Genomic DNA, 20,703 nt, shown 5'->3' on the forward strand with positions numbered 1-20,703 from the left:
GTCCTCGGGTGTTCTGGGGCCTCTGCGGAGATGTTCTCGGGCCTCTTCGGATACGCGTGGGCTCGACGAGGCGGGCCCGGTCCGGACGGGTCCGGGAGACCGGTGCGGTCTCCCGGCCGCCCGGCGCCGCGGTCCGCCGGCCGCCGTCGCGCGGGAGGAGCGACGGCGGCCGGGGTGCCCCGCAGCGCCCGGCGGCCGGCCGGGCGGTACCTCAGCCGCTCTTGCAGCTCGTGGTGAAGCGCGCCGAGTGGCCGGGCTTGATGTCCTCGAAGTAGCCGTCCCAGCAGTGCACGGTCGAACCGTTCGCCATCCGCCAGTACCAGCCGGCGTAGCCGCCGCAGGCGGCCTCCCAGCCGTACTTGCGGGTGTACCACTGGTGGGTTTCGGTGTCGGTGCGGTGGTAGCCGTCCGAGGCGCAGTACACCGAGCTGATGTACTGGCGGCCCCAACACGGCGTATCACCGGGGACGTCGACGTTCATGCAGTGCGCGGGGTGGCGCGAGGTGCGGCTGAAGGCCCAGGACGGGGTGCCGCCGACCCAGCCGAGACCGGTGATCGCGAGGGTTGCCGCGCCCGCCATCGTGGTCCGCAGGAAGGTCCGGCGGCCGAAGCCGCCGGAGGTCTTCACCGCCGGGGCGGGGGACGGCACGGGCGCGGTGGAGCGCAGATCGCCCGAGGTGGGGGTCGTGGTCACTTCGGGGATGGACTGAAGGAAGACACTGCTCATGATGCGACTCCCGTCGTGAGGGAAGAGGTGGTGGACGGCGGGGTGGCGCCGCCGGAGTACTCCTCGGTGAGCGCGGTCAGCGAATCCACGGAGCCCACGGGCTCCGCCGACAGCAGCGAACCGTCCGCGTCGAGGACCAGCAGGGCCGGCTGGTAGGCCAGCAGCAGCGGCGAGGACAGCCCCGGGCCGGTGACGATCTCACCGGCGCCGATGGAGTCCCAGGTGCCCGAGCCGTCGATGTCGACCAGGACCGTGCGGTGCCCGGCAGCAGTGAGGGCGCCCCGCAGCCCGGACCAGGCCGGTGCGACCTCCTCGCAGGTGGGGCAGGTGGAGGAGACCACCAGGGCCAGCGTGCGGTGCGCGGTGTCGGGCGCGGCCAGATCGGGCCACTGCCGCGAGCGGTCGTTGGCCGCGGAACCGGATCCGCCGCCGTTCACCTCCAGCTCCCGCACCTTGGCGACCAGCCCGGCATAACCGAACGTCAGAAAGACCACGGCGACCCAGGCGAGGATCAGGAGGGCCCACAGAAGGCTCTGCACGCCTCACGCTCCCCAGCGCACGTCGAGCGACTGGAGCAGCTCCTCCTGGTCGGTGGTGGAGACCCCGATATCGGCCGAGGCGTCGTCGTCGACGAGGCAGACCGCCTGGGGCCCGGAGTGCAGGAACTTCCGCCCCCGGGTCACCCCCGCGATGCCCATCGTCTTGACCCAGACCTCGCCGTTCTCCACGGACTTGCCCGCGCTCTCCGGCACCAGCTGGGTGGCGTCGTCGGCGGGGTAGATCGTCACGGAGCCGCCGGAGGTGAACTTGACCCCGTACATGCTCCACGCCCGCAGATCGCGGGAGCGCGGCTTGACGACCAGACCGGCCCTGGTGTCGGTGAGGGCGAGCCGGTCGAGGACCTGGGTGACCGCACCCGCGTCGACCCGGTTGCCGGAGAACTCCATGATCAGGCAGTGGTGCGGGCCGGTCCATATGCCCTGCCAGCCGCTGCTGTCGGCATTGGCCAGCAGCTGGAGCGGCCGGCCGTCGTAGGTGACTTCCTGGACCACCCGCGACTTGTGGACCTCGATCAGTCCGGCGGGGTAGCCGCGGTCGGTGATACTGATGCCCACACCGAGCGACGGGCCGGTGAGGCGGAAGTGCCAGAACCAGTCCTCCTGTACGGAGCGGGCGCGGCAGGCGAAGGACACCCAGCGCCCGTTGGGCGCCAGTGCCTTCGCGGTCTGCAACGTGGCCTGCATGAGACCTCCAGTCGTCGAAGTTCGTCAGGAGCGGGACGTACGGACTGTTCCGGGCGGACCACGCCACGGGCCCATGAGGGTCCTGAGGGCCGTGGGAAGTGCGCCCGGAAGAACCGTAGAAGGCCCTTCTGTCCCGCTTCTGTCCGTTCTCTGACGGTCTTCTGCGCAGCCGCTGCCCGTTCGCTGCGGGGCGGCTGTGCGGCTGCTGCGGGGCGGCTGGGAGGCGCCTGTGACGGTGCTGAGAAGGCGCTGCGGTGGTGCTGTGGAGTTGCTGCGGTGGTGCTGTGAGGCCGCTGGGCCACGGCTTCCGGGGCGCTGTACTGCCGCTGGGGAGCGGGTCGCCCCCCGCTTGCCGCCGCCAAACGGCCTTCTCGCCACCGGCTGACAGTCCGCTTACACCCCCCTGACGTGCGGGTTTTAGCGTTTGCGTTCGTTGACAGAGCAGAGCCCGGCTTGGAAGATCTTGTCCGGAGGTGTCCGCCGGCCGGTGCCGGTCCCGGTCTTCAAAACCGGTGGACGTTGTCCCTTACGCGTCAGCGGGTTCGACTCCCGTCCACCTCCGTCCCATTCGTCAGCACGCCGGCGCCTCTGCCCGGGACAGCGTCAGGAGTGAGATGAGGAAGACCGGCGCCCCCGGGCGGATACCGTCGGTGCGGGAGATCATGGACGATCCGCGGCTGCGGGACGCGGCGGAGGCCCTCGGACCGGCGGAGGCACGGGAGGCGGCGCGCCGGGTGCAGCGCTCCTTACGGGCCGGGCGGATCGCGGATTCCGGGCCGGACGCCGGGGCCGGGTCGGGATCGGAATCCGGTTCCGGGGCCGGGTCCTCCGGCGGCGGTACGTCCTCCGGAACCGTGAACCCCACCCGTCCCTCCGACCCCCTCCGTACCGTCGCGGACGCCGTTGCCGAGGTGGTCGCCGGACTGCCGCCCGCGCCCACCCGGCACCGCCGGGTCGTCAACGCCACGGGTGTGCTGGTGCACACGAACCTCGGCCGGACGCCCCTGTCCCGCGCCGCGGTCGACGCGGTCGCCCATCTCGCCGGAACCTCCGATCTGGAGCTGGACCTCGAACAGAACCGCCGGGGGCCGCGCGGCCGGGGCGCGCTCGACGCCCTGCGCGCCGCCGTGCCCGCCGCGGGCGGCGTCCACGTGGTCAACAACAACGCCGCGGCGCTCGTCCTGGTGGCCACCGCCCTTGCCGGAACCGGCCGGGACATCGTGGTCAGCCGGGGCGAACTCGTCGAGATCGGCGATGGATTCCGCCTCCCGGAGCTGCTGGAGAGCACGGGAGCACGGTTACGAGAAGTTGGTACGACCAATCGAACGACGGTCGACGACTACGCCCGCGCCATCGGTGACGACACCGCGTTCCTGCTCCAGGTCCACCCCTCCAACTTCGCCATGACCGGGTTCGTCAGCACCCCGCCGATCGCCGGACTCGCCGCGCTCGGCCGCCCCCTGGTCGTCGACATCGGCTCCGGACTGCTGGCCCCGCACCCCCTGCTGCCCGATGAACCGGACGCCGGTACGGCCCTGTCCCAGGGCGCCGCCCTGGTCACTGCGAGCGGCGACAAACTCCTCGGCGGCCCCCAGGCCGGACTGCTGCTCGGCGACGCCGGACTCGTCGAACGCCTCCGCCGCCATCCGCTGGCCCGCGCCCTGCGCACCGGAAAGCTGACCCTGGCCGCCCTGGAGGCCACCCTGCGCGGACCGGCCTCCCCGCTGGAGACCGCCCTGACCCGGCCGCTGGCCGAACTCACCGCCCGCGCCGATTCGCTGACCCGGCGGCTGCGCGCCGCGGGCGTCGACGCGGCCTCGGAACCCTCCGAATCGGTCGTCGGCGGGGGCGGGGCGCCCGGTGTCACCTTCCCTTCGGCGGCCGTCGCGCTCCCCGCGGACCTGGCGCCCCTCCTCCGCACCGCCGTCCCCGTCCCCGTCCTGGCCCGTGTCCACAAGTCCCGTCTCCTGCTCGATCTGCGGTCGGTCCCCGACGAGGACGACGAGGTGGTGGCCCGTGCGGTGCTCAGGGCATGGGAGCGCAGGTCCGGCGGCGGGGAGTGCGGTACGGGAGCCGTCCGATGATGGTCCTGGCGACCGCGGGCCACGTCGACCACGGCAAGTCGGCGCTGCTGCGCGCGCTGACCGGAATGGAGCCGGACCGTACGGAGGAGGAGCGGCGCCGGGGCCTCAGTATCGACCTGGGCTATGTCTGGACGACGATCCCGGACGCTGAGGAGGGTCCATACGGCGCGGAGGGTCCGGACGGCGCGGACGGTACCGAGGGCCCGGACGGTACCGAAGCCCGTGGCGCCCGCGGTCCGGCTCCCGCCGACCGCCCCGCCCCCGGAAGGCCCGCCCCCGACCACCGCGTCGCCTTCGTCGACGTCCCCGGCCATGAACGCTTTCTCGCCACCATGCTCGCGGGTGCCGGACCCGTCCCCGCCGTCCTCTTCGCCGTCGCGGCCGACGGCGGCTGGATGCCCCAGTCCCAGGAGCACGCCACCGCCCTCGACGCCCTCGGGGTCCGCGAAGGGCTGCTCGTCGTCACCCGCTGCGACCTCGCCGACCCGGGGCCCGCGCTCGCCCGCGCCCGGACCGCGCTCGCCGGGACCGGGCTCGCCGAACTGCCCGCGGTCGCCGTCAGCGCCCGCACCGGACAGGGCCTCGGTGAACTCCGTACCGCCGTCGCCGCCTTGAGGAACCGGCTGCCCGCAGCGCGTAACGACGCGCCGGTACGGCTCTGGGCCGACCGCGCCTTCGCCCGACCCGGCCACGGCCTCGTCGTCACCGGCACCCTGACCGAGGGCAGCATCGCCCGGGGCGACATCTTGCACACCGGCCCCGAAGGACCGTCCCTGACCGTCCGCGGACTCGAAGAACTGGGCTGCCCGACCGGACGCTCCACCGGCCCCGCCCGGGTGGCCCTCAGCCTGCGCGGCGACGCGCCGCGCGGCGGTCTGCGCGGTACGGCGCTCTGCACACCCGGGACGTTCACCCTCACCGGCACCGCCGATGTCCGCCTGGCCGGTGCGGTACTGCGCGGCGCCTCGCCCCGGTTGACCGTGCACATCGGCTCCGCCGCCGTACCCGCCGAGGTCCGCCGCTTCGGCCGGGGCACCGCCCGGCTCGTCCTCGGCCGCCCGCTGCCGCTGCGGATCGGCGACCGGATGGTGGTCACCCAACACCGCCGGGTGGTCGGCAGCGCGCTCGTCCTCGACCCCGTACCGCCGTACGTCGGACCGCGCCGCGCGGGCGGACTGCGGGCCGAATCCCTCGCCGCCCACCCCGGCACACCCGACCTCGGACACGAGACCGCGGTCCGCGGCCTGGTCCGCACCGGCACCCTGAGCCGGATCGGTGTCGACTGCGCCGAGGCCGCCCCGGTAGCGGGCGACTGGCTGGTTTCGGCCGCCGAACGCCGCCGGATCACCGGCGCCGTGACCGAGGCCACCGCCGACGGGGAACCCGTCGACGCGCACAGCCTGATCCGGCGCCTCGGACTGCCCGACCGGGCCCTGCTGGCCGCGCTGCTGCCCGCGGAACGGGCCCTGCGCGAGGGCCGGATCGTCCGCGCCGACCGCACCGACGCCCTCCCGGCGGCCACCCGCGCCCTGGTGGCGGCGCTCGAAGCGGGCCTCGCCCGGGGCGAGTTCCTCGCGCCGACCCCCGCCGAACTCGCCGGACTCGGCATCGGCCGCCGCGAGCTGGCGCTCGCCGTCCGGGCCGGGCGGCTGATCCGGCTCTCCGAAACCGTCCATGTCGCCCCCGGAGTCCCGGAGCGCGCGGCCGACGCCCTCGTACCCCTGGCCGAAAATCCGTTCACCGTCTCGGAGGCGCGGATCCGGTGGAACGTACCCCGCCGGATTGCCCTCCCACTCATCGAGCATCTCGACCACACCGGGGTCACCCGGCGCGGCCCCGACGATCTGCGCACCCTGTGCCCCACCCGCCTCACAAGGGAGAACAGCACATGACCGGCTTACGGATGACCCGGTACGGGCGGGGCGGCGGCTGCGCCTGCAAGATCCCGCCCGGCGAACTGGAGACCTTGCTCAACGGCCTCACCGACGCCGCGCCCGCCGTACCCGGATCCCCGTCCGCCGACGGCCGGCCCGGCACCTCCGCCCTCCTCGTCGGGCCGGAGCACGGCGACGACGCGGCCGCCGTCCGCGTCGACGGCCCGCTGGCCGTCATCTCCACCGCCGACTTCTTCACCCCGGTCGCCGACGACCCCTACACCTGGGGCCGGATCGCCGCCACCAACGCCATGTCCGACGTGTACGCGATGGGCGGCACGCCCGTCATGGCGGTCAACCTCCTCGCCTGGCCGCGCGAGACGCTGCCGATGGACCTCGCCCGCGAGGTGCTCCGCGGCGGTCTGGACGCCGCCAGGTCCGCGGGCTGCGCCGTCGCGGGCGGCCACAGCGTCGACGCCGCCGAACCCCTCTACGGCATGGCCGTGACCGGCACCGCCGACCCCGCCCGGCTGATCACCGTGGACCGGGCCGCCCCCGGCACCCCCCTGACCCTCACCAAACCCCTCGGCGTCGGTGTCCTCAACACCCTCCACAAGGCCACCGGCGAGGTGTTCCCCGAGGCCGTCGAGGTGATGACCACCCTCAACCGGGACGCGTCGGCCGCCGCCGTCGCCGCCGGGATCCGGGCCGGAACGGATGTCACCGGTTTCGGACTCCTCGGCCACGCCCACCGGGTGGCCCGCGCCTCCGGGGTGACCCTCGCCATCGACACCGCCCGGGTGCCGGTCCTCGCCGCCGCCCGCACCGCGGCGGCGCGGGGCAGCATCAGCGGCGGCAGCCGCCGGAATCTGGACTGGGTGGCGCCGCACGCCGACCTCTCCGCGGCCGACGAGACCACGGCCCTCCTGCTGGCCGACGCCCAGACCTCGGGCGGTCTGCTTCTGGCCGGAGAGCTGCCAGGTCATCCGGTCATCGGAGAGGTCCTTCCCTTCGGGGGCAGCACCGTACTGCTCCGCTGAACCGACGGACCCACGCGACACCGACCATCGACGAATCGGGGTTCCACCATGCAGAGAGCCGGTGACATCGACCCGGGGCTCCTCGACCAGAGCCACGGTTGGCCGGCCGGCACCGACGCGCCGCCGACCCGGCCGGGGGAGCGGGCCGTGGCGGGCGGACGAGCGGGCGCGGAGGGGAAGCCGCGGCCCGCGCGGCGGGGCCCCTACGATCCGAAGAACGATCCCAAGAACGATCCGAAGACCTCGTACGGCCCGCGGGCCCCCTACGGCCCGCCGCTCCCGCACCCACCCTCCGTACCCCACACCCTGCCCACCACCCCGCACGGCCCGTCCGTCTCCCACCAGCCGCCGGTCCCGCACGGGCCCTCGGCCCCCTACCCGTCCGCCGTCCCCACCCCGCCCGGCCGCCACGACCCGGCGGGCGCCCGCCATCAGCCGCCGGCGCCCCTCACCGCCTACGAACGGCACACCGCCCACAGCAGGTCCGCAGGCCCCGGCCCGGCGGACCCCGCCGAAGACCCCGCCGACGAACCGGAGGCCGGGCCGGTCCACAGCGTCGGCATCCTCGGCCCGGTCGTCCTCTTCGGCCCCGACGGCCCCACCGCACCCTCCGGATCCGTCGTCCGGGCCCTGCTGGGCAGCCTGGCCCTGGCCCACCCCCACCCGGTGAACGCCGACACCTTCGCCACCCGCCTCTGGCCCGACCGCACGGCACCCCAGGCCCGGCAGTGCCTGCACACCGGCGCCCACCGGCTCCGCTCCTGGCTGCTGAACGCCACCGACGGCGGCCTCGGCGTGGTCACCCAGCCCTCGGGATACGCCCTCACCGGCGGCGATATGCCGACCGACCTCGCCCGCTTCCGCCACGCCACCGAACGCGCCCGGCAACTCGCCGACCCGCAGCGCAGGCTGCGCCACCTCCAGCACGCCCACTCCCTGTGGCGCGGCAGACTGCTGGAGGGCATACCGCCCGAGTGCGTCGACCACCAGGCCCAGCAGTCGCTGATGCTGGAACACACAGGTCACCTCCAGGACCTGGCGCGGGCGGCGCTGGACGCCCGCAGACCGCGCGAGGCGATCGTGGCGGCCCGGCGCGCCTGCGAGGAGGACCACTTCAACGAGTCCTCGCACGCGCTGTTGATGGAGGCGCTGACGGCGGCGGGCATGCGGGTCGCGGCGCTCGACGTCTACGAGCACATGCGCAACCGGCTGAACCGGTCCCTGGGCATCGCGCCCGGCGAGATCCTCAAGCAGGCCAGGGGCCGCGTCATCGGCCGCTGACGGAGGCCCGCCCCGCCGCGGCGGGGACCCGGGGAGCCGTCGTCCGCCGACCGACGGCCCCTCCGCGCCCGTACCCCTGAGTCCGTACCCCTGGACAGCGCCCACGCCCCGCACCCCCGCCGTCCTTGACAGAGCGTCCGGTCCTGGAAAATCTGTCGATCATGTCTGCTGCTGCGTCTGCTGCGTCCGCCCCGACGACCGCCCGCCCCGCCCCCGCCTATCTCGACGAACGCTCCGGCCGCCGCTACCCCCTGACCGACCCCCACCGCTGGCGCGGCGACGACGGAGCCCCGCTGACCGTCACCCCGCTGCCCGGCCCGGCCCCCGTCGACGTGGACACCGCCCGCCGCTCCCTCTGGCGCTACCGCGCCGCGTTTCCGCTGCCCCTGGCCCCCGTCACCCTGGGGGAGGGCTGCACCCCGCTGCTCGACGGCGACTGGGAAGGCGTACCGGTCTTCTACAAGGCCGAATGGGCCAACCCCACCGGCAGCTTCAAGGACCGCGGCGCCAGCCTGCTGGTCTCCTACCTCGCCCACCACGGCATCACCGAGATCATCGAGGACAGCTCCGGCAACGGCGGCTCGTCGATCGCCGCCTACTGCGCCGCCGCGGGCATCCGCGCCCGGATCCTCGTCCCCGAACACACCTCACCCGCCAAGATCCTCCAGACCCGGGCGTACGGCGCCGATATCGAACGCATCCCCGGCGACCGCGAGGCCACCGCCGCCGAAGCGCTGCGCCGGGCCGCGGCCGGCGCGGTCTACGCGGGCCACAACTGGCACCCCTTCTTCCTCCAGGGCACCAAGACCCTCGCCTACGAGATCTGGGAGGACCTCGGCTTCCGCGCCCCCGACAACGTGGTGACCGTCGCGGGCGCGGGCAGCACCGTCCTCGGCTGCGCCATCGGCTTCGGCGAACTCCTGGCGGCGGGCCGTATCGACCGGCTGCCGCGCCTGCTGGTGGCCCAGCCCGCCAACTGCGCCCCGCTGTACGCGGCCTTCCGCGCCGGAGCGGAGACCGAGGTCCCGGTCGAGACCGCCCCGACGATCGCCGAAGGCACCGCGATCCGGCACCCCGTACGCCTTCCGGAGGTGCTGCGCGCCATCCGCGCCTCGGGCGGCGAGCTGCTCGCGGTCCCGGAACAGGGCATCGAGGAGGCCGTCCGGGGGCTGGCGAGGAAGGGGCTGTACGCGGAGCCCACCAGCGCCACCGCGGCCGCTGCGGTCACCGGTTTTGCCCGCCGGGGGGTGATCGAACCGGGACAGACCACGGTCGTCGTCCTCACCGGCTCGGCGCTGAAGACGGCCCCGGTGATGGAGCGCGTGATCGCGGCAGCCCCGCGATGACGGGACCCGTGCCCCGCCCCCGTACCGCGGCACCGGACCCTGCCGCCCCCGCCCCCGGGCCGACACCCCGGCGACCCTGCTCGGCCTCTCCCGCGCGACGGTCCCCGACGGCCTGCGCGGCGAAGCCCGCCGAGCCCCGGTACCGCCGGCCGCCCCGTCAGCCCTTCCGGACCGGCCGGTAGGCGAGCTGGACCTGACGGGGACGGCCGCGGCGGCCGGTGAGGGTGCCGCGCCCCGGGGGCTGCCTGGACAGCGGGACCGAGCCGAAGAGGGGCCCCTCGGAGCGGTCGCCCGAGAGCATCAGCGCGGGCGTGCCCTGCTCGCGCAGATGGTTGAGCAGCGGCTCGTACACCGCCCGGCTCGCCCCCGCCGAACTCCGGCACAGCACCAGGCGCAGGCCGACGTCCCGGGCGAAGGGCAGATGTTCGAGGAGCGGGAGGAGCGGATTGCCGGACCCGGTGGCGACCAGTTCGTAGTCGTCGACGAGCAGGAACAGATCGGGCCCGGAGTACCAGGACCGGTTCCGTAGCTGGTCCGGGGTGACGTCGTGGGTCGGCAGCCGCCGCCGCGCGAGGTCGGTGAGGGCCGCGACATGCGGCTGGAGCCCCGCCGCCGGAACGTACTGCACCACATGCTCCGGCGGCAGCTCGCCGAGGAGCGAACGCCGGTAGTCGACGACGAAGAGCTGTGCCTGCGCGGGGGTGTAGCGTTCGGCGATCCGGTGCGCCAGCAGCCGCAGCAGCGACGATTTGCCGGACTCCGACTCCCCGAAGACCACCAGCCAGGGGTCGGTCTCGAAGTCGATACCGAAGGGCTGGAGCGTCGTCTCGTCCAGACCGAGCAGGATCTCCCCGTCCGAGCGGCCGGACTCGGCGGGCAGCGAACTCTCGGGCAGCAGTACGGGCAGTACCCGTACAGGCGGTGCGGACGGGCCGGGCCACTGCCTGCGGACGGCGGCGACGAGCTGTGCCGTGGCCTCCGCGAGACCGGTATCGGGGGCGGACAGGGCGTCCAGCTTCGGTACGGCGGCCAGGAAGTGGAACGTGCCGGAGGCCAGACCGCGCCCGGGTACCCCGACCGGGACGTCCTGCGCCGCCTTTCGGGAGATCTCCGACTCCATGGGGTCGGAGAGACGCAGTTCGACCCGGGTGCCGAGAAGCCGGCGGAGCAGCGGACGCACTTCCGGGTACCGGACCGCCGTCAGCAGCAGATGGATTCCGCAGTCCCGGCCGCGGCTGCCGAGATCGGCTACGGCATCCTCCAGCTCCTCGTGGTCGGCCTTGAAGCCCGCCCAGCCGTCGACGACGAGGAAGACGTCGCCCCACAGGTGGCCGGGCCACTGCCCCTCGGCCCGGCCTCGGCGGTAGACGGCCATGGACTCGATGTTCTCGGCCGCGAAGAACGCCTCCCGCTGTTCGAGGATCCCCGTCAGTTCCGCGACGGTGCGCCGTACCCGGTCCGGTTCGAGCCTGCCCGTGACACCGCCCGTATGCGGCAGTCCGGCGAGCTGCTGGAGTCCGCCGCCGCCGAAGTCGAGGCAGTAGAACTGGACCTCGGCGGGGGTGTGGGTGAGGGCGAGGGAGAGGACGACGGTCCGCAGCAGGGTGGACTTGCCGGACTGCGGCGCGCCGACGATCAGCCCGCTCCCGCCGGTGCCCGGGAAGTCGAGGACGAGCGGCTCGCGGCGCTGCCGGTCGGGCCGGTCGACCAGCCCGACCGGTACGCGCAGCCGGCCCGACGCGGCGTAGTCCGGGGGGTGCAGACCGCGCTCGGGTGTGGATTCCAGCGGCGGCAGCAGGGTGTCGAGGGCGACGGGATCGCCGAGCGGTGACAGCCAGACCTGGTGCGCGGGCGGCCCCTGCCCTGCGGTACGGCGGACGAGGACGTCGAGGAGGCTGTCGCCGAGGGCGCCCGGGTCGGCGGGTGCGCCGGGGGCGGCGGAGCCGGGGTGCCCTCCGGGCGTACCGGCGGAGGTATCGGCATCGATCAACGCCCCGATATGAGCGGCGGCAATGGATCCGGCGGCAATGATCCCGGCACCGATTCCAGCTCCGGCGGGTGCACCGACGGGATCGCCCGCAGGACCGGCGCCCGGCCGGTGGCCGGGCACCGGCATCCGGGACCCGGAGGACACCGTGTCCCCGGACCCCTGCGGCGGTACGGAGGCCCTGCCCCCGGGCCCCTGCCCGGGTGCCGCTCCCACCGGAATCTCCTGCGGCGGCTGCCCTGCGGAGCCCGGCTGCGGAATCGCCGGGGGACCCGCCCCGGGACCCACTTCCGTGTCCGCCTCGGAAACCGGCTCGGAAACCGGCTCGGGTTCCGGCTCGGGTTCCGGCTTGGAAACCGGCTTGGATTCAGGCTCGGCTGTCACCGGGGCCTCCGGAAGCCCCGGGAGGGAGACCCGGCCCGGCGGTGCGGAGACGTACGCCGCCCGGAAACGGACCGTCCGGTCGTCGCGGTGCCGCAGATAGCCGGAGCCCGGCAGCGGTGGCAGATGGTAGGCGTCCGGCGCCCCGATCACCCGACGGGAATCCGCGGAGGAGAGCGCGCGCAGGCCGATCCGGTACGAGAGGTACACGTCCAGGCCGCGCAGCATCCCGTCGTCGAACCGGTGCGATGCCAGCAGCAGATGCACTCCGAGGAAGCGGCCGATCCGGGCGGTCATGACGAGGACTTCGATGAAGTGGGGCCGGACGGCCAGCAGTTCGGAAACCTCGTCGATGACGACCAGCAGCGAGGGCAGCGGGGCCAGCGGCGCACCCTCCGCGCGCGCCCTCTCATAGGCGGCGGCGTCGGCGTAGTTCCCGGCGCCCCGCAGCAGCTCCTGACGGCGCCGGAGTTCACCGTCGAGGGCGTCGCTCATCCGCTCCACCAGGGCCGGATCCTCCGAGAGGCCGGTGATGAAGGCCGACAGATGAGGCAGCCGTTCCAGGCCGGCGAAGGTCGCCCGGCCCCTGAAGTCGGCGAGGACGAAGTTCAGGGTGCGGGGGGAGTGGGTGACGGCGAGCCCCAGGACGAGGGTGCGCAGCAGCTCGGACTTCCCCGAGCCGGTGGCGCCGACGCAGATACCGTGCGGCCCGTCCCCGCCCTGCAAGGAGTCCTTCAGGTCGAGCAGCACCGGCCGGCCGTCCTCGCCGACCCCGATCGGCACCCGGAGCCGGTCCCCGGGGGTGCGGGGCGCCCAGGCGGTGTCCGCGTCGAACGCTTCGGCGTCCTCGATGCCGTACAGCTCGGTGAAAGGGATGTCGGTACGCGGTGCGGCCGCCGAATCCGGCGGTACGCCCAGCCAGTGGTCCCGCATCCGCCGGACCGTCTCGGCCAGCGAACGGCGGGCCTCCGCGGCGCCGTCGACCTCCTCCAGCTGCGGGACGGCCACCTGGAACCGGCGCCGGTGCGACAGACCCCAGCCGATGCCGAGACCGCCGGAGAGGACGGTGTCGATCTGGGATTCGGCCGGATCGTCGAGGGGCAGTTCGACCCGGGTGCCGAGAAGGCCGAGCAGGCTGGGGCCGAAGTCGGACCAGCGGCGGGCGGAAGCGATGAGATGGACGCCGTAGTTGAGGCCCGCGTTGATGATCCGGTGCACCTCCTGGGCGAAGCCCGTCATCTCCCAGTCGAAATCCAGCCAGCCGTCGACGACGAGGAAGACGTCGCTGCCGCCGTCGTGCGGAAGCCGGCCCGCGGCCCGCAGCTCGCGGAACTCCTCGACGGAGTCGATGTCGAGATCGCGGAAGAGGGCCCGGCGGGTGGCGACGGCGTCCCTGACGGCGGCGAGGACCCGGCCGACGGCCTCGTGCTCATGGGCCGCGGCCAGCTCCTTCACATGCGGCATCGACCGCAGCACCCCGAGCCGGTTGACGGCTCCTTCCAGGAGGTAGAACTCGGCCTCGCGCGGGGTGTGGGTCAGCGTCAGCGACATCGTCAGGGACCGCAGCAGCGTGGTCTTCCCGCTGCCGAGCCGGCCGATGACGGCGACGTTTCCGCTGCGGCTGGAGAGGTCCAGACAGGCGAGGTCCCCGCCGGAGGCCGCGGGGGTCCGGCCGATCGGCACCAGCAGCCGGGACGCGCCCTCCCACGCATCGCAGATGAACCCCCGGTCGGGGGTGTCGACGGGCGGCGGCAGCAGGGAGCCCAGCACCAGCTGGTCCCGTTTGGCGCTCTGCCGGGGCAGCCCGGTGACCGGGTCGGCGGGGGCCGCGTAGGCGATGGCCACATGGCCCTCGTACTGGCCGGACTTGGTGGGCGTCTGCTCGGGGCCGCTCTGGTTGGCGACCGCGTCGTGGACGTATGTGTACAGCTCGTCGGGGGTGATCACGCCATCGCGGTCGAGATCGGCGTAGCCGGTGCCGAGCCCCTCGTTGAGCGCGGCCGTGAAACGGGACACGGGCCGCGCGTTGTCCATCGTGAGCTGCTCGCCCTCGTAGGCGTACTCCAGTGCCGTCGACGCGGTGATGACGAAGGTGCCGCGGCCGACGAGCGCGGCCTCGACGTCGACGGGCGCCGGGGACATCGGGGTGGCCCGGTGGAACAGTCCGCTGTAGCAGCAGTCGAGCAGCACGATCTTGGTGCGGGCCTCGCACTCGTCGAGCAGCTGATGGATGAGGTCGGCCCGGACGGCGGTGGTGTGCGGACGGTTGAGATCCGTCCCGATGGTCGCGAAGAACAGCCGGTCGGTGTCGTTGCGGATACCGTGGCAGGCGAGGTAGAGCAGGACGAGATCGCCCGGAGCGCGATGGCTCAGCAGGGCTTCGATCTCGCGTTCGATCTCCTCTTTGGGGCGGTTGGTGAGCGTGCGGACGAAATCGAAGCGGCCCACCGCCTCGTCCTTCAGCAGGGCCGCCAGCTCGTCGGCGCCGCGGGCGGGCGACCGGAGCTGGTTGAGCCCCGGGTCGACGTATCCGTCAGTCGCGACCAGCAGTGCGATCCGGCGCCCCGCCATCCCCGCCATCCCCGTTGTCCGCGCTGCCCCCACCGGCCGGTTCGCCCCCCGCGGCGATCCGGGCCGCCACGACGTCGACCAGCCTGCTCTGGTCCTTCGCGGACAGCGCCCGGAACTCCCCGCTGTTCCCTTCGAACTCCCACTTCACGGCCCGCGCCCTGGACCGCTGGAGATAGGCCACCAGCACATTGCTGAGGGCCTTGAGCCCGGCGGCCGACAGGGCGCCGCTGACGACGAGCGCCCCGATCTCGTACCCGGCGGAGGCCATCGACCCCTCGGGGGCGGGCGCTTCCTTACGGGCCACGCTGTACCGCCCGAAAGTACGCAAGTCCTTGTACAGGGACGTGACCTGACGCTCCACCTGTTCCGCGGACGCCTCGTCCCCGACGTCCACGCGCAGTACCAGCTCGTACACGCTGCCTCCCCAAGCCACCCGAGCAGACCCACAGCCGACGGCTGATCGTATAGCGCGCCCCTCGGCCGCGGGCAGCCATGCCGTCCCCTTCTTCTGTCCCGCCGGTGAAGGGCGCGTTGCCTACCGGCCGGGGCGGGCGCCGCGACGGCCCCGGTCATCCGGGCACCCTCCGGGCGCTGGGCACCGTCCTCCTCACACCACCTCGATGCCGTACTCCTGAATCAGCTCCTCCAGCCCGCCCCGGTACCCCTTCCCCCCGGCGACGAACTCCCAGTCGCCGTTCGGCCGGCGGCGGAAGGAGCCCAGCACCAGGGCAGTCTCGCCGGGGCGGCCGTCCGACACGTCCAGCCGGTCGAGGGGGGTGCCCTCGGAGTCCAGCAGCCGGATCCCGGCATTGGTGAACCCGGACAGATCGGCCGCCGGATCGGCCTCGGGATCGACCGCGGCGACGACGACGAGCCGGTCGGCCCGCGCCGGCAGGCCGTCGAAGTAGACCTGGACGGCGGCCCGGTCCGGGGCGACGGGTATCAGCGCCCGCACCGAACCGTCGGGCGTCCGCGGATTGTTGAAGAACACGAAGTGGTCGTCGTCCAGCACCCGGTTGCCGTGGCAGACGAGCGCGCAGACGTCCAGGGCGACCCGCCCCGACCAGGACATGCCCAGCACATTGTGGCCGTCCGTACCCGCTTCGTCGTCCGCCGCGGCCACCGGGGCCGGATCCGGCCGCCCGCCCCCGCCGCCCAGCCTGCCGCGCAGCCCGTGCCGGTGGAGCAGATCGACCAGCTCTGGGCCCGACACCAGCTCCAGGGGCTTGCCGTTGGCGAAGGCGTGCGAGCCGGGGCCGAAACCGGACGTCGTGACCAGCACACCCTTGTTGGCACCGGCGTCCTGGACCGTGCCGTACAGATCGCGGACCGCCGTCGGGGGCACGGTGTTCCGATAGCGCTTCACCTGGACGACGATCTTCCCGCCGCGGATCGGCGCCGGGTCGAGCGCATCGACGTCCACCCCGCCGTCGTTCGAACGCTGCGTCGACACGGCCTGCATACCCATGGCCCGGAACAGCTCGGCCACCAGCTCCTCGAAGGCGATCGGGTCCATCGCGTACAGATCGGGCTCATCGCCGCCGCCATGGGTGACGACACCCTGACCGATGTCCTCGGGAACCCGGCCCGGCCGCACCGGCGCGTACTGGTCCGGACGCGACGACAGCTGCCCCCGCAGCCCGTCCACCAGACAGCTCACGGCATCCACCTGCTCCAGGTGCAGCCCGGCGAAGGTCGAACGCGACGCCATCACCGTGCCCAGGAAGACGGCGGCCCGCCGGCCGGTCGCCGGATCGTGATCGTCCACGAAACCGTTCAGCGCCACCGACTCCAGCGCGCCGAACTCGTCGGCCGCGAAGAGATCGTGCAGAACGAGCAGCAGACACTGCGCGAGTACGTCGCGGTACAGGGCCCGGCGCTGGGCGACCGGACGCGGCGACTCCTTCTCCTGGTCCGCGTTGATCATGTACCGCACCGACTTCGCCTCCGGCACGATGCCGTACCGGGGCAGCTCCCAGTTGATCACCAGCTGGCGCGCGCCCGGATCGTACGCCGCCGACACCTGGCGCGGCAGCTCGTCCGGCCACCCCTCGGAGGCGTACAAGGCAGCCGAGAAGTACTCCACCGCGGCTTCCGGATCCCCGCCCCGCAGCCCCGCCGTCATCTCGGCGATCCCCGCGTTGTGCTGCCGTATCTCCCCCAGCCGGGCATCGGCCCACTGCCGGTACTGCGCCCGGTAGGCGGCGAGCTGCTGCTGCCGCCGGGCCTCCGCGGCCTGCGCCGCATGCCAGTCCCGCTCGAACCGGGCCCGCGCCTCGGCCTGCGCCTGGGCCCGCCGCGCCGCGGTCCACCCACCACCCGCCTGGTACTGGCTCCCGCGCTGGTCCGGCATCGGCACCGGCTCCGCGAGCCGCCCCGGATCGAACGGCTCCACCCACTCGGCCCGCGCCAGCGCCCCCGCCCGGAACGCCGGAGCCCGGCACCCCGCCACCAACAGCCCCTGCAAGGCGGCTACTCGCGCGTCGATCTCCTGCGTCCGCCGCCGCGCCTCCGCCTCCCGCAACTCGCGATAGGCGGCCCGCTGCTCCCGCTGCCGCCGCGCCACCTCCCGCTGCTGCGCCCGCAGCTCCCTCTCCCGATCCCGCTGATACCGGGCCTGCGCCGCCACCTGCCGCTGCTGCTGCCGCTGCGCCTCGGCCCAGATCCCGACCAACCCACTGGAGCGACGACTCATGCTCTACAGGCCCTCCCCACCAGCGACCCGCCGTGCATGGAGCGGGCCCTGCCTCCATAACCAGTTGTGGGGACCCGACTCCAGCCGGCGACGGAGGGCCCGCCCATGGTCTTGCGCCGGCTGCTCCGCGGTGCTCCCACGGCCTCGGTCGGTGTGCTCCCGGACTCCGCGCGAACAGGGCCGCTGCGCGTCACAGGAGATTCTCCAGGCCGAGCTTGGCCAACCGCGATCGGATGGCGCCGGGCTTCCGGCCGAAACGCCGTCCAAGAGTGTCGATGTCGTGTTCTCCCTGCTGGTAGAGCGCGAGCAGACGGGCGTCGTCCTCCGGAGGCCACGGCTGGCCCATGCGCGGGTAGCGGGCAGCCAGTTCTTCCGGGGACTCTTGCTTCCTGCCGGAATCCGTATGAGGACAGACGGACTCGATGATCTCCAGCGGGTACTCCCCGACCCGGGTGCCCGCAAGCCAGAGACTGAGGCACCCGTCGTCGAATGTCATACGGTCGGCGTGAGCGGTGACTGCTCGTCGAAGTACGTCGCTGTCGTACGGGTCCTGCTGGTAGTCGGTGAACGTCAGACGGAACGCTGCGCGCGCGGTTGATTCCCCCATATGACCATCCTCGCGCGGCGGGGACCCTGGCGGAAGACTGCTTCCCGCCCCCGATGTCTCCTGGGCCCGGGAGCAGTGGAGGGGGTGCGTTCTCCCCAGCGGAACAGGAGGGTTGCGGCCGGTGAAGGTCCTGCGGCGGGATCGCAGCCCGGCCCGGACAGGCGGCTCGTCCCGGCACCGAGCTGCCCCATCCGCGGTGTCGTTCGGGGGATGAAGAAGCCATCGCTCCACCTACCGCGATGGAAGCCTGTTCCTGCGCTCCCGAACTCGGGAGCACCGATCGGTTTTCGAGTGTCCAGGGGTGGCGGTACTCGGGGACGGATCAACTGTGCCGGCAGGCGGTCGTCTCACTGGCCTGCGTGTGCCCGGAGTCGTGGCGGGTGACGAGCCGGTCGACGAGTAACAGCCCGCGCCCGCTCTCGGCGTAGAGGTCTGCGGCTCGGCGGTGCGGCAGGGCGAGCGAGTCGTCGTACACCTCGACCAGGACCCGGCGGTGTCCGAGGTCGACGCGTATCCCGACGGTGAGCATGGTCCCGGTGCCGTGCAGCACGCCGTTCGCCACCAGCTCCGAGGTGACGGTCATCAGCGCGATCTCGGAGTCCTCGTCCAGGTGGAGTCCCCACTGGGTGAGGAGTTCGCGGAGTCGCCGACGGCCCAGCGGCACGGAGGACGGGTCACGGACCAGGAAGAAGCTTCTGCCGCGTACGCGCATGACGGACCCCTTCGATGGCCGGCGGACCTGGGCTGTGAGTGAGGTTGGGCCGTGTCGCGGGAAGGTATGTGTCGTCTTCCGCCTGCCGACCGGCCGCTATCCAGTCAACTCCGTGACCGGTCCGGCCACCGGTGCCAGGAAGGGGTGCGTTTCCGCGTGGGGGGCCACTTCAGGGGGCCAGGATGAGAGACGGGACTTTCAGACGCTTGGGGGATGGGCATGATGGCACCAGAGGGCATCGGGGCCTTATTGAGGGAAATCCGGGAAGCCGATGGACGTTCCCGCGAGGAACAGGCCCTGGTGCTTCAGGAGGCCCAAGGGGGAAAGTGGTTCGACCCGGAGAACCTCAAACGCTGGGAGACCGAACGCCGTCTGCCGACACCGGTGTGGCACGAGTTGCTGGCGAAGGGCTACGGGTGTCCGGTCGAGGAGATCGTCAACGCTGTGGCCGCGAGCAGGCGCCGGCGCAGGCAGCAGCGCCGAGCGGCCCCGGACGGTGAGGGGAAGGAGGAGACGGCGGTGGAACGACGACGATTCTTCGGTGTGGCGGCGGTGACGGCGGGAACGGCCTCGCTGCCGGGCATCGCCGAGGCGCGGCAGGGCATCGACGCCGGCCTCTCCGGCTCCGACGCCGGTGATCTGGCGTATCTGGCAGGCGCTTTCGAGAGGCACCGGGGCGGGTACCACGGGCGCCCGCCGAGCGTCGTCCTCGACGAGATGACCGCCGACCTCGGCCTGTTACGAGAGGTCCTCGGCCGCCCGCATCCGGCGGCCACCCGGGCGGAGCTGGCCCGAACGGCGGCGGGAATCACCGGTCTGGTGGCGATCATCCAGCACGACCGGGGAGACCAACGGGACGCCTACGGATGGTTCGCGACCGCCGAACAGGCGGCCCGGGAATCCGGGGACCGGCACATGCTGGCCTGGGTCCTGGCCCGGCACGCCATGGTCCCGCTCAACTACGGGGCACCGAAGACCGCGGCGGCCCTGGCCATGCGCTCCCGTACGGAAGCCGGGAAGTCCCCGACCGCTGCCGCCGCGCTCGCCGCCGCCGTCACCGCACGGGCCCTCGCCTCAACCGGGGACCACGGGGCCGCTCTGCGCGCGGTCGCCGACGCCCGGTCCATCGCCGACCGACTGGACACCTCCCAGGCCGCCGACACCTGGTTCGGCTACCCGCTCCAGAAGCACCACGTCCACCTCTCCCAGGCGTTCACCCTGATGGGCCGGACCCGTGAGGCATACGAGGAGCAGGAAGCGGCGCTCGCCCTGACCCGGTCCCCCTCGGTGATGACCCGCGCTCTCCTGTCCATCGACACCGCTCTGTGCCTGTCGGCGGACGGTGATCAGTCGGCGGCGGCGGAGCTGGCTTCGGACATCTGGACGAGGCTTCCGGACGCATACCGCCAGGGGCTGGTCCGGTCGCGAGCGGAGTCCTTGCATCGAACGATGTCCGGCACGGCCCAGAGCAGGTTCGGGAACGTATTGGCCGGTCGCTGACCGAGCCGTCACACGAACAGGGGTGATCACCCCTGTCACTTGTTCTCTAATGCCGGGACTCGCGGCGGGGATCAGCGACTGGGGTTGCCTTGGTGGGCGGCGAGCCGTTGGCGCGCGGGGCGCGCGGTGGAAGTACGGCTTGGGTCGTACGGCTGCGGGCTGCTTCGGCGCGACGGTTGGCGGATGCGGGTGATGAGGACGCGGGCGGGTTGGCGGGCGGTGGTGAGTTCGCGCTGGGCGACGGCTTCTTTACGGAGTTGGTGGAGTGGTCTCGACCTCCGCGACGGCGCGGCGACACTCGCGCATGTGACCGGTGCCGACCCGAAGGACATCCAGGAGATGCTTGGGCACTCCTCGATCACCATCACGGCCGACACCTACACGAGCCTGCTCCCCGAGGCCGATCTCGCCATCGCCGAGGCCGCCGCCATGCTCGTGCCCCGTGCGCGGCCCACCGTGAAGCCGGAGCCCGAGCCCGGCGAGGCGGAGGAACCAGGCCCGGATTCCGTGCCGGATGGTGTTGATCCGTTGGGAGAAATTTCGGAGATCAACTCTCCGTCCGCTCACGCACCGCTCACGCACCGCTCACGCAAACGGCCCCGGACGAGGAGTCCGAGGCCGAGTAGAACGCCTCCCTGGGGGATAAACCCCAGG

At 73.1% G+C, this 20,703-nt stretch carries 14 protein-coding genes, 1 tRNA gene and 1 pseudogene; 8 read left to right on the forward strand and 8 right to left on the reverse strand.

The genetic code is table 11. From position 1 onward, the window contains the following. Positions 1-211: 211 nt before the first annotated feature. From ACIQ9E_RS12835 to ACIQ9E_RS12845, 3 genes are read right to left on the reverse strand one after another with little or no spacing between them, the layout of a single operon-like run. Positions 212-727, reverse strand: a complete 516-nt coding sequence (locus ACIQ9E_RS12835; RefSeq protein ID WP_403706149.1) for a hypothetical protein — start codon at positions 725-727, stop codon at positions 212-214. Next, a complete protein-coding gene (locus ACIQ9E_RS12840) occupies positions 724-1,266 on the reverse strand; it encodes a hypothetical protein (protein WP_403706151.1) in 543 nt (180 codons plus the stop codon). The genes ACIQ9E_RS12835 and ACIQ9E_RS12840 overlap by 4 nt, the downstream gene beginning before the upstream one ends. Positions 1,267-1,269: 3 nt before the next feature. Beyond that, positions 1,270-1,971, reverse strand: a complete 702-nt coding sequence (locus ACIQ9E_RS12845; protein WP_403706153.1) for a hypothetical protein — start codon at positions 1,969-1,971, stop codon at positions 1,270-1,272. Positions 1,972-2,440: 469 nt separating this feature from the next. Here ACIQ9E_RS12845 and ACIQ9E_RS12850 point away from each other — a divergent pair. From ACIQ9E_RS12850 to ACIQ9E_RS12875, 6 genes are all read left to right on the forward strand, one after another. Continuing rightward, positions 2,441-2,533, forward strand: a tRNA-Sec gene (locus ACIQ9E_RS12850). A 52-nt stretch (positions 2,534-2,585) separates the two neighbouring features. Continuing rightward, complete coding sequence (selA, locus tag ACIQ9E_RS12855; protein WP_403706155.1) at positions 2,586-4,055, forward strand: L-seryl-tRNA(Sec) selenium transferase; 1,470 nt, start codon at positions 2,586-2,588, stop codon at positions 4,053-4,055. Continuing rightward, entirely contained in the window at positions 4,052-5,947 is a 1,896-nt protein-coding gene (locus tag ACIQ9E_RS12860) for a SelB C-terminal domain-containing protein (RefSeq protein ID WP_403706156.1), read from the forward strand. The genes selA and ACIQ9E_RS12860 overlap by 4 nt, the downstream gene beginning before the upstream one ends. Next, positions 5,944-6,969, forward strand: a complete 1,026-nt coding sequence (selD, locus tag ACIQ9E_RS12865) for a selenide, water dikinase SelD (RefSeq protein ID WP_403706158.1) — start codon at positions 5,944-5,946, stop codon at positions 6,967-6,969. The genes ACIQ9E_RS12860 and selD overlap by 4 nt, the downstream gene beginning before the upstream one ends. A gap of 48 nt (positions 6,970-7,017) precedes the next feature. Then, entirely contained in the window at positions 7,018-8,250 is a 1,233-nt protein-coding gene (locus ACIQ9E_RS12870) for a BTAD domain-containing putative transcriptional regulator (RefSeq protein ID WP_403706160.1), read from the forward strand. Positions 8,251-8,411: 161 nt separating this feature from the next. Beyond that, positions 8,412-9,596 carry a pyridoxal-phosphate dependent enzyme gene (locus ACIQ9E_RS12875; protein WP_403706162.1) on the forward strand — a complete coding sequence of 395 codons (1,185 nt, stop codon included), beginning with the start codon at positions 8,412-8,414 and terminating at the stop codon, positions 9,594-9,596. 157 nt (positions 9,597-9,753) lie between these two features. On the opposite strand, the gene eccCb is transcribed toward ACIQ9E_RS12875, so the two are convergent. The 5 genes from eccCb to ACIQ9E_RS12900 all read right to left on the reverse strand — a co-directional run bounded on the left by eccCb (position 9,754) and on the right by ACIQ9E_RS12900 (position 18,549). Further along, entirely contained in the window at positions 9,754-14,544 is a 4,791-nt protein-coding gene (gene eccCb, locus ACIQ9E_RS12880; RefSeq protein ID WP_403706163.1) for a type VII secretion protein EccCb, read from the reverse strand. Beyond that, positions 14,498-14,950, reverse strand: a complete 453-nt coding sequence (locus ACIQ9E_RS12885) for a hypothetical protein (RefSeq protein WP_403706165.1) — start codon at positions 14,948-14,950, stop codon at positions 14,498-14,500. The genes eccCb and ACIQ9E_RS12885 overlap by 47 nt, the downstream gene beginning before the upstream one ends. A 192-nt stretch (positions 14,951-15,142) precedes the next feature. After that, a complete protein-coding gene (locus tag ACIQ9E_RS12890; protein WP_403706167.1) occupies positions 15,143-17,230 on the reverse strand; it encodes a restriction endonuclease in 2,088 nt (695 codons plus the stop codon). A 190-nt stretch (positions 17,231-17,420) separates the two neighbouring features. Beyond that, complete coding sequence (locus tag ACIQ9E_RS12895) at positions 17,421-17,837, reverse strand: hypothetical protein (protein ID WP_403706169.1); 417 nt, start codon at positions 17,835-17,837, stop codon at positions 17,421-17,423. A gap of 322 nt (positions 17,838-18,159) precedes the next feature. Beyond that, a complete protein-coding gene (locus tag ACIQ9E_RS12900) occupies positions 18,160-18,549 on the reverse strand; it encodes an ATP-binding protein (protein ID WP_403706171.1) in 390 nt (129 codons plus the stop codon). A gap of 219 nt (positions 18,550-18,768) precedes the next feature. On the opposite strand from ACIQ9E_RS12900, the gene ACIQ9E_RS12905 reads away from it, so the two are divergent. Continuing rightward, on the forward strand, positions 18,769-20,049 hold the full coding sequence (locus ACIQ9E_RS12905) for a transcriptional regulator (RefSeq protein WP_403706173.1): 1,281 nt from the start codon (positions 18,769-18,771) through the stop codon (positions 20,047-20,049). Positions 20,050-20,322: 273 nt separating this feature from the next. Continuing rightward, positions 20,323-20,675: pseudogene (locus ACIQ9E_RS12910) on the forward strand (site-specific integrase); the annotation flags it as partial. Positions 20,676-20,703 lie beyond the last annotated feature (28 nt).

This window comes from Streptomyces sp. NPDC094448 (assembly GCF_044763775.1).
Taxonomy (GTDB): domain Bacteria; phylum Actinomycetota; class Actinomycetes; order Streptomycetales; family Streptomycetaceae; genus Streptomyces.